Origin of the sequence: Kitasatospora sp. NPDC056184, from assembly GCF_042268405.1 — a bacterium.
GTDB lineage: Bacteria > Actinomycetota > Actinomycetes > Streptomycetales > Streptomycetaceae > Kitasatospora.
This window is the reverse complement of record NZ_JBHJUI010000023.1, coordinates 106,797-114,830: the sequence shown is the minus strand read 5'-3', so window position 1 is coordinate 114,830 and position 8,034 is coordinate 106,797. Positions and strand designations below refer to the sequence as shown.

Here is an 8,034-nt window from a genome sequence, read left to right as displayed (position 1 = left end):
GGCCCGGCGCCGGCCGACGGCGCCCCGGGCGCCCGGTCCGCCGCCGGCCCCGCGTCCGACGTTTCCCCCGTCACCGAGAAGGACTCCTGATGAGCAGTGCCACCGACCGCGACCTCGGCTGGCTGTTGGAAAACCTGCTGACCAACACCCCCTGCACCCGGCACGCCCTGGTGCTCTCCGCCGACGGCCTCAAGCTCTGCCACACCTCCGGCCTCGGCGACGACCGGGCCGACCAGCTCGCCGCCATCGCCTCCGGCCTGCAGAGCCTGGCGCACGGCGCGTCCATCGAGTTCGGCGACGGCACCGGCGGCGTCCGGCAGTCGATGACCGAGTTCCACGGCGGCGTGCTGTGCATCGTGGCGGCCGGCGAGGGCGCCCACCTCGCCGTGGTCACCGACGAGGACGCCGACGTGGGCGTGGTCGGCCACAACATGCACGGGCTGATCGAGCAGATCGGCGTCCACCTCAGCGCCCCGGCCCGGGAGGACGCCGGGGACGCCCCGGCGGCCGACGGAAGCGCCCGGGCATGAGCGGGGGCGGGGGGAACACCGACGGGCGGCCGGTGATGCCGGGCCGGGACGACGACCCGGACCGCCTGTACACCATCACCCGGGGCCGCAGCCGGGCCCCGGAGAACGCGTTCGACCTGGTCACGCTGATCGTCGCCGAGCGGGAGCCGGCCTCGGGCATGCAGTCGGAGCACGTGCGCATCCTGCGGATGTGCGAGGCGCCGACCGCCGTGGTGGAGGTCGCCGCGGAGCTGGCGCTGCCGGTGTCGGTGGTCAAGATCCTCCTCGGCGACCTGCTGGAGACCGGGGCGATCACCGCCCGCCACCCCCGGTTCGCGCCGACCAAGGCCCGGCTGCCCGATCTCGACACGCTGAAGCAGGTACTGCATGGACTCCAACAGCTCTGAGGACCGGGACGTGCGTCCGAGCGGACGGACGCCGCTGCGCCGCACCGCCGACAACGCGCTGAAGATCGTCGTGGTCGGCGGCTTCGGGGTGGGCAAGACCACCCTGGTCGGCGCGGTCAGCGAGATCCGTCCGCTGAACACCGAGGAGATCATGACCAAGGCCGGGGAGGGGATCGACGACCCCGCCGGCGCCTGGGGCAAGCGCTCGACCACAGTGGCCTTCGACTTCGGCCGGATCACCCTCTCCGCCCGCCAGGTGCTGTACCTGTTCGGCGCGCCCGGGCAGGAGCGGTTCTGGTTCCTCTGGGACCGGCTGTTCACCGGCGCCCTGGGCGCGGTCGTGCTGGTGGACACCCGGCGGTTGGAGGACTCCTGGTACGCCATCGACCGGCTGGAGCACCACGGCACCCCGTTCATCGTCGCCCGCAACAACTTCGGCGAGCCGACCCACACCCTGGAGCAGGTCCGCGAGGCGCTCGACCTGCCGCCGGAGGTGCCGCTGGTGGACTGCGACGCCCGGGACCGGGCGTCCGGCAAGCAGGTGCTGATCGAGCTGGTCCGCCACCTGACCGCCCGGGTCGAGGCCGAGGCGGCGGGCACCCCCGCCGCCGGCGCCGCCGTCCCCGTCCCCGACGTCCTTGAGGAGAGCACCCCGTGACCGAGCCTGCCGCCACCCCGCCGCCGGGCTGCCCGGCGCACGCCGGTGCCGTCCCGCTGTACGGGCCGCGCTTCCAGACCGACCCCTCCCAGGTCTACCGCGAGATGCGCACCGCGCACGGTCCGGTCGCGCCGGTCGATCTGGCCGGCGGGGTGGCGGCCTGGCTGGTGATCGGCTACCGCGAGCTCCAGCTGGTGACCGGGCAGCCGCAGCTGTTCGGCCGGGACTCCACCCGCTGGACGGGCTGGTCGGCGATCCCCGAGGACTGGCCGCTGAAGCCGATGATGGCCCCGGCGCCGTCGATCCTCTACGCCGAGGGCGAGGAGCACGTCCGGCGCTCGCGGGCGGTCACCGACGCGCTCGCCGCCGGCGACCCGTACGAGCTGCGCAAGCACTGCGAGGAGCTGGCCGACCGGCTGATCGACGAGTTCGCCGGGCGCGGCGAGGCGGACCTGGTCGCCGAGTACGCGCACCGGCTGCCGCTGCTGGTGCTCTGCCGGGTGCTCGGGCTGAGCGAGGCGCAGGCGCCGGTGCTCATCGAGAGCCTGCTGACCATGCTGGACGGCGGTGCGGACGCGCCGGCCGGTGCGCAGCGGCTGCTCGCGGTGATGCTGGAGCTGGTCGAGGAGAAGGCCGCGCACCCGGGTGACGACGTCGCCTCGCGGATGCTGGCGCACTCGGCGGGCCTGACCCACGAGGAGGTCATGCGCGACCTGCGGGTGCTGCTGATCGCCGGCCACCAGCCCTGCTCGTACTGGGTCTCCAACGCGCTGCGGCTGATGCTCACCGACGAGCGGTTCGCCGCCTCGCTGTCCGGCGGGCGGCGCAGCATCAGCCAGGCGCTGAACGAGGCGCTCTGGGAGGACACCCCGACGCAGATCTTCGCCGGCCGCTGGGCGGTCCGCGACACCCGACTCGGCGGGCAGCGGATCGCCGCCGGGGACATGCTGCTGCTGGGCTTCGCCGGTGCCAACGCCGACCCGTCGGTGCGGCGGCCGGACGGGCGGCCGGCCGAGGGCAACCGGGCGTACCTGAGCTACTCGTACGGCGAGCACGGCTGCCCGTTCCCGGCGCAGGAGGCGGCCGAGGTGATCGCGACGACCGCGGTCGAGGTGCTGCTGGACCGGCTGCCGGACCTGCGGCTGGCGGTGGCCGAGCACGCGCTGGTGTGGCGGCCGTCGGCCTGGGTGCGCGGCCTGGTGGCGCTGCCGGTGTCGTTCACCCCGGGGTACGCGGGCTGACGCGCGAGCGCGGCACGACGGTGCGACCCCGGGACCCGCTGGACCCGAACCGAAGGAGAGCTGTACCCGATGACCGCTCCTGCCCCGATCGCCCTCGATCCACTGGCGCGCGACAACGCCGCCGAGGGCGCGCTGCTGCGCGCCGCCGGCCCGGTGGTGCCGGTGGAGCTGCCCGGCGGCGTCGCCGCCTGGGCGGTGACGCAGCACGCGGCCGCCCGTGAGCTGCTGACCGACGCCCGGCTGGTGAAGGACGCCCGGCACTGGGCGGCGTACCAGCGCGGCGAGGTGCCGAAGACGTGGCCGCTGATCGGCCTGGCGGTACCGGGTCCGAGCATGGTGACCACCGACGGCGCCGCGCACCGCCGGCTGCGCGCCCTGGTGGCGCACGCGTTCACCCCGCGCCAGGTGGAGCTGATGCGTCCGCGGGTCGAGGCGATCACCCGCGACCTGCTGGACACCCTGGCGGCCGGGGAGCCGGTGGTGGACCTGAAGTCCGCCTTCGCCTTCCCGCTGCCGATGACGGTGATCTGCTCGCTGCTGGGCGTGCCGGAGTCGGAGCACGGCCGTCTGCGGGACCTCTACGAGCGGTTCTTCGGCGCCCGGCCGAACCCGGAGGGCATCCAGGCGACCATCGCCGGGCTGAACGCCTTCGTCAACGGCGTGGTGGCGCAGCGCCGTGCGGCGCCCGGCGACGATCTGGCGAGCGTGCTGCTGCTGGCCGAGACCGAGGGCGGGGCGCTGACCGACGAGGAGGCGGCCGCCACCCTGCGGGTGATCATCGCGGCGGGCCACGAGACCACGGTGAACCTCATCGGCAACGCGGTGCGGGCGCTGCTCTCCCACCCGGACCAGTTGGCGCTGGTGCGGGAGGGGAAGGCCGGCTGGGACGCGGTGGTGGAGGAGTCGCTCCGCTGGACGCCGCCGACCAGCAACTTCCTGTTCCGGTTCACGGCCGAGGACGTGCCGGTGGGCGACACGGTGATCCCCGCGGGGGAGCCGGTGCTGGTCTCGTACAACGCGATCGGGCGGGACCCGGCGCAGCACGGGGTGACCGCCGAGGTGTTCGACCTGACCCGGGACCCGATCCGGCACCTGTCCTTCGGCCACGGCCCGCACGTCTGCCCGGGCTCGCCGCTGGCCCGGCTGGAGGCGGGGATCGCGCTGCCGGCGCTGTTCGAGCGGTTCCCGGGGCTGTCGCTCGCGGTGCCGGACGATGAGCTGCGGCCGAGCGGCTCGCTGGTGGTGAACGCGCTGAAGGAGCTTCCGGTCCGGTTGTTCTGAGTGAAGAATCGTTTCTTCATGCAGCTGGTGAGCCCCGGTTCGGCCCCGCCCGGTCTCTCCCGGGCGGGGCCGAACGGCGTCCGGGGTCACAACTGGGGCACACGGGAGTGAAGGTCGCGTTCGGACCTTGGCGGCGGGTGGCCGCTGCGTTACCGTCTTCAGATCGGCCGGCCGCCGCGTCCATGTCGAATGTCGAACTCCGGTACAGCGCAATGTCGTTCTGTCGTACAGCCGAGCGTTCACGCCCTGGCGAGGAGGACCGCATTGACTCCCACCCCGACCGTGCCGTCCACGACTGCGCAACCGCTGCCCGCCGCGCCCCGGCGCAGGCGCCGCCCGCTCGCCGCGGTGGCCCTGCTGGCCGCCGCGGCGCTGACCGCGGCCTGCTCCAACAGCTCGGACAGCTCAGGAAGTTCGGGAGGGTCCGGCGACGGCCGGACCCTGTCCGGTGAGTGCGCCGCGTACCAGCCGTACGCCGGGCACGCGGGCAAGACCGTGACGGTCTTCGCCTCGATCCTCAGCCCCGAGTCGGACAACCTGGAGAAGTCCTGGGCGGACTTCAGCAAGTGCACCGGCATCAGGATCAGTTACGAGGGCAGCAACGACTTCGAGTCCCAGCTGCCGGTGCGGGTGGGCGGCGGCAACGCCCCGGACTTCGCGATCATCCCGCAGCCCGGCCTGCTGGCGCAGATGGTCAAGAGCGGCAAGGTGGTCAAGCCGCCGGCGCAGACCGTGGCCAACCAGGAGAAGTGGAGCCCGGTCTGGAAGGCCTACGGCTCGGTCAACGGCACCTTCTACGCCGCGCCGATGAGCGCCAACATGAAGTCCCTGGTCTGGTACTCGCCGAAGGCGTTCAAACAGGCCGGCTACAGCGTCCCCAGGACCTGGGCCGAGCTGATGGCGCTCAGCGACACGATCGCCAAGGCGGGCGGCGGAAAGCCCTGGTGCGGCGGCATCGCCTCCGGCACGGCCACCGGCTGGCCGGCCACGGACTGGCTGGAGGAGGTGGTCCTGGGGTCGTACGGCGGCGAGGTGTACGACCAGTGGGTGGGCCACCAGGTGAAGTTCTCCGACCCGAAGATCACCGCGGCGATGAAGACGGTCGCCGACTGGATGCAGAACCCGGCCTGGGTCAACGGCGGCTACGGCGACGTGAAGTCGATCGCCACCACGACCTTCCAGGACGCCGGCGCCCCGATCCTCACCGGCAAGTGCTTCATGCTCCAGCAGGCCTCGTTCTACAAGGCGCAGTGGCCGAGGGACACCAAGATCGGACCGGAGGGCGACATCGCGGCCTTCCGCCTCCCGGCGGTGGACCCGTCGGTGCCCAACCCGGTGGAGGGCGGCGGGGAGTTCCTCGCCGCGTTCGCGAGCCGGCCCGAGGTGCAGGCGGTGCAGAACTACCTGTCCAGCTCCGACTGGGCGAGCAGCCGGGTGCGGACCGCGACCGGCTGGGTTTCGGCCAACCAGGGCGTGGACAAGAGCCTGTACACCGATCCGATCGACAAGCTCTCCGCCGACGCGCTCACCGACCCGTCGGCGACGTTCCGGTTCGACGGTTCGGACCTGATGCCGGCCGCGGTCGGCGCCGGGCAGGAGTGGAAGTCGCTCACCGCCTGGTTCGCCGAGGGGCAGTCGATCCAGAAGACCGCCGCGGACATCGACGCCGCCTGGCCGCAGTAGCGGCGCGCGGCGCGGACCACCTGCCGAAGGGCGGTGCGGGGCCACCCACCCGCACCGCCCGCCCCCTCCGTGGCCCGGTTCCCCGGTTCCCCGGTGCGCCGGTGTGCCGGTGTGCCGCCCTCCGCCCGGTCCTCGGCATCCCCTCCCCGTTCCGCCCTCCGATGGGAAAGGACGTCCCGCCATGTCCCTCTCCGCCGGCGCCTGGGGCGACGCGATGGTCAAGTTCGGCAACAGCTTCGGAGCGATCGCCGGCTTCCTCGGCATCCTGTTGCTGGTCTTCCTGGTCGCCGGACGCGCCTCCGGCCGGATCGCCCGCCCGCTGGCCGTCGTGGTCCTGCTCGGCCCCGCACTGGTGCTGCTGCTGGTCGGCCTGGTCGCGCCGCTGGTCCGCACGGTCTACCTGAGCTTCTACAGCGACGACAGCAGCCGCTTCGTCGGCGGCGAGAACTTCGACTGGGCGTTCACCAACGACTCGGTGCGCGAGGTGCTGCTCACCACCCTGCTCTGGCTGGTGGTCGCCCCGCTGGCGGCCACCGGGCTCGGCCTCGTGCTGGCCCTGCTGGTGGACCGGATGCGCGGCCAGGCCGTCTACAAGTCGCTGATCTTCATGCCGATGGCGATCTCGCTGGTCGGCGCCTCGATCATCTTCAAGTTCGTCTACGAGTCCCGCGACCCCTCGCAGCAGCAGATCGGCCTGCTCAGCCAGGTGGCGATCGCGCTCGGCTGGGACGATCCGCCGAACTGGATGCTCTCCCAACCGCTCAACACCTTCCTGCTGATGGCCGTCATGGTGTGGGTGCAGACCGGCTTCGCGATGGTCGTGCTGTCGGCGGCCATCAAGGCGATCCCGGACGACGTGACCGAGGCGGCCCGGCTGGACGGTGCCCAGGGCGTGCGGCTGTTCTGGTACGTCACCGTGCCGATGATCCGCACCACGGTGGTGGTGGTGCTCACCACGGTGATGATCACCACGCTGAAGGCCTTCGACATCGTCCGCACCATGACCGGAGGCAACTTCGGCACCCAGGTGCTGGCCAACGAGATGTACTCGCAGTCCTTCGTCCAGTTCAACACCGGGCGGGGCAGCGCGCTGGCGGTGATCCTCTTCCTCGCGGTGCTGCCACTGGTGGCCTACAACATCATCCAGCTGCGCAAGGAGCGTGCGGTCCGATGAGCGTATGGCGCGACGGCAAAGCCGTCCGGAAGGCCTTCTCCTCCCCGCTCGCCTCGGTCTTCGTGATCGCGGTGACGGTGCTGTGGACCGTCCCCACCATCGGGCTGCTGGTCACCTCGCTGCGCCCCAAGCAGGACGTCACCACCGACGGCTGGTGGAACGCCCTGCTCCATCCGGACCTCGGCCTGGACAACTACCACACGGTGCTGTTCGAGGGCGGCTCCGGCGTCTCCACCGGTCTGATGCCCTTCCTGGTGAACTCGCTGGCGATCAGCGTGCCGGCCACCCTCTTCCCGCTGGTGCTGGCGGCGATGGCCGCGTACGCGCTGGCCTGGGTGCGGTTCAAGGGCAACGACGTGCTGTTCTTCGTGGTGTTCGCGCTCCAGGTGGTGCCGCTGCAGATGGCGCTGCTCCCGCTGCTCCAGCTGTTCTCCGGCGGGGCGCACCTGGGCTCGCTGACCCTGCTGCCCGCGCTGGACCTCAAGGGCACCTACGCGCCGGTCTGGCTGGCGCACACCATGTTCGCGCTGCCGCTGGCGATCTTCCTGCTGCACAACTTCATCGCCCAGCTGCCGCGCGACCTGATGGAGGCGGCGGTGGTGGACGGTGCCTCGCACTTCAAGATCTTCCGCTCCATCGTGCTGCCGCTCTGCACCCCCGCGCTGGCCTCGTTCGCGATCTTCCAGTTCCTCTGGGTCTGGAACGACCTGCTGGTGGCGCTCACCTTCGCCGGCGGAACGCCGGAGGTGGCGCCGATGACGGTCCGGCTGGCGCAGCTGTCCGGCTCCTTCGGCGGGCGGTGGGAACTGCTCACGGCGGGGGCGTTCCTGTCGATCGTGATCCCGCTGGGGGTGTTCTTCGCGCTCCAGCGGTACTTCGTCCGCGGCCTGCTCGCCGGGTCCGTCAAGGGATGACCCCGATCGGCCCAAGGTCGGGTGGGGCTCGGACCAAGGGGACGTCAGGGTTCACGCCGTTCCATGGCGAATGTGGTGATTTCGTGGACACGGCCGAGGGGCAACCGGTACACCGTTAAGGGGAGTTGGCCGAGGTGACACAGGGGGGCGGTCATGGCGGACGCGGG

Annotated in this window: 8 protein-coding genes; all 8 read left to right on the top strand. The window is 72.1% G+C overall.

Translation table 11 applies throughout. From position 1 onward, the window contains the following. Positions 1-89: 89 nt before the first annotated feature. Positions 90-530, top strand: a complete 441-nt coding sequence (locus ACFC0B_RS32880; protein WP_376094246.1) for a roadblock/LC7 domain-containing protein — start codon at positions 90-92, stop codon at positions 528-530. After that, a complete protein-coding gene (locus ACFC0B_RS32875) occupies positions 527-916 on the top strand; it encodes a DUF742 domain-containing protein (RefSeq protein WP_376094243.1) in 390 nt (129 codons plus the stop codon). The genes ACFC0B_RS32880 and ACFC0B_RS32875 overlap by 4 nt, the downstream gene beginning before the upstream one ends. Continuing rightward, entirely contained in the window at positions 897-1,574 is a 678-nt protein-coding gene (locus ACFC0B_RS32870) for an ATP/GTP-binding protein (protein ID WP_376094240.1), read from the top strand. Before ACFC0B_RS32875 ends, ACFC0B_RS32870 begins: the two co-directional genes overlap by 20 nt. Next, the gene (locus ACFC0B_RS32865) at positions 1,571-2,815 is read left to right on the top strand and encodes a cytochrome P450 (protein ID WP_376094237.1); all 1,245 of its coding nucleotides are present in this window, start codon (positions 1,571-1,573) and stop codon (positions 2,813-2,815) included. The genes ACFC0B_RS32870 and ACFC0B_RS32865 overlap by 4 nt, the downstream gene beginning before the upstream one ends. A 69-nt stretch (positions 2,816-2,884) precedes the next feature. Then, positions 2,885-4,096 carry a cytochrome P450 gene (locus tag ACFC0B_RS32860; RefSeq protein ID WP_376094234.1) on the top strand — a complete coding sequence of 404 codons (1,212 nt, stop codon included), beginning with the start codon at positions 2,885-2,887 and terminating at the stop codon, positions 4,094-4,096. 264 nt (positions 4,097-4,360) lie between these two features. Then, entirely contained in the window at positions 4,361-5,779 is a 1,419-nt protein-coding gene (locus ACFC0B_RS32855) for an ABC transporter substrate-binding protein (RefSeq protein WP_376094231.1), read from the top strand. Positions 5,780-5,960: 181 nt separating this feature from the next. Beyond that, complete coding sequence (locus ACFC0B_RS32850) at positions 5,961-6,953, top strand: carbohydrate ABC transporter permease (RefSeq protein WP_376094228.1); 993 nt, start codon at positions 5,961-5,963, stop codon at positions 6,951-6,953. After that, the gene (locus ACFC0B_RS32845) at positions 6,950-7,867 is read left to right on the top strand and encodes a carbohydrate ABC transporter permease (protein ID WP_376094225.1); all 918 of its coding nucleotides are present in this window, start codon (positions 6,950-6,952) and stop codon (positions 7,865-7,867) included. Before ACFC0B_RS32850 ends, ACFC0B_RS32845 begins: the two co-directional genes overlap by 4 nt. Positions 7,868-8,034: the final 167 nt, after the last annotated feature.

What these genes read in the sequence shown, in the direction of transcription:
- ACFC0B_RS32880 (WP_376094246.1), top strand. Translation starts at nt 90, where the DNA reads ATGAGCAGTGCCACCGACCGCGACCTCGGCTGGCTGTTGGAAAACCTG.
- ACFC0B_RS32875 (WP_376094243.1), top strand. Translation starts at nt 527, where the DNA reads ATGAGCGGGGGCGGGGGGAACACCGACGGGCGGCCGGTGATGCCGGGC.
- ACFC0B_RS32870 (WP_376094240.1), top strand. Translation starts at nt 897, where the DNA reads ATGGACTCCAACAGCTCTGAGGACCGGGACGTGCGTCCGAGCGGACGG.
- ACFC0B_RS32860 (WP_376094234.1), top strand. Translation starts at nt 2,885, where the DNA reads ATGACCGCTCCTGCCCCGATCGCCCTCGATCCACTGGCGCGCGACAAC.
- ACFC0B_RS32850 (WP_376094228.1), top strand. Translation starts at nt 5,961, where the DNA reads ATGTCCCTCTCCGCCGGCGCCTGGGGCGACGCGATGGTCAAGTTCGGC.
- ACFC0B_RS32845 (WP_376094225.1), top strand. Translation starts at nt 6,950, where the DNA reads ATGAGCGTATGGCGCGACGGCAAAGCCGTCCGGAAGGCCTTCTCCTCC.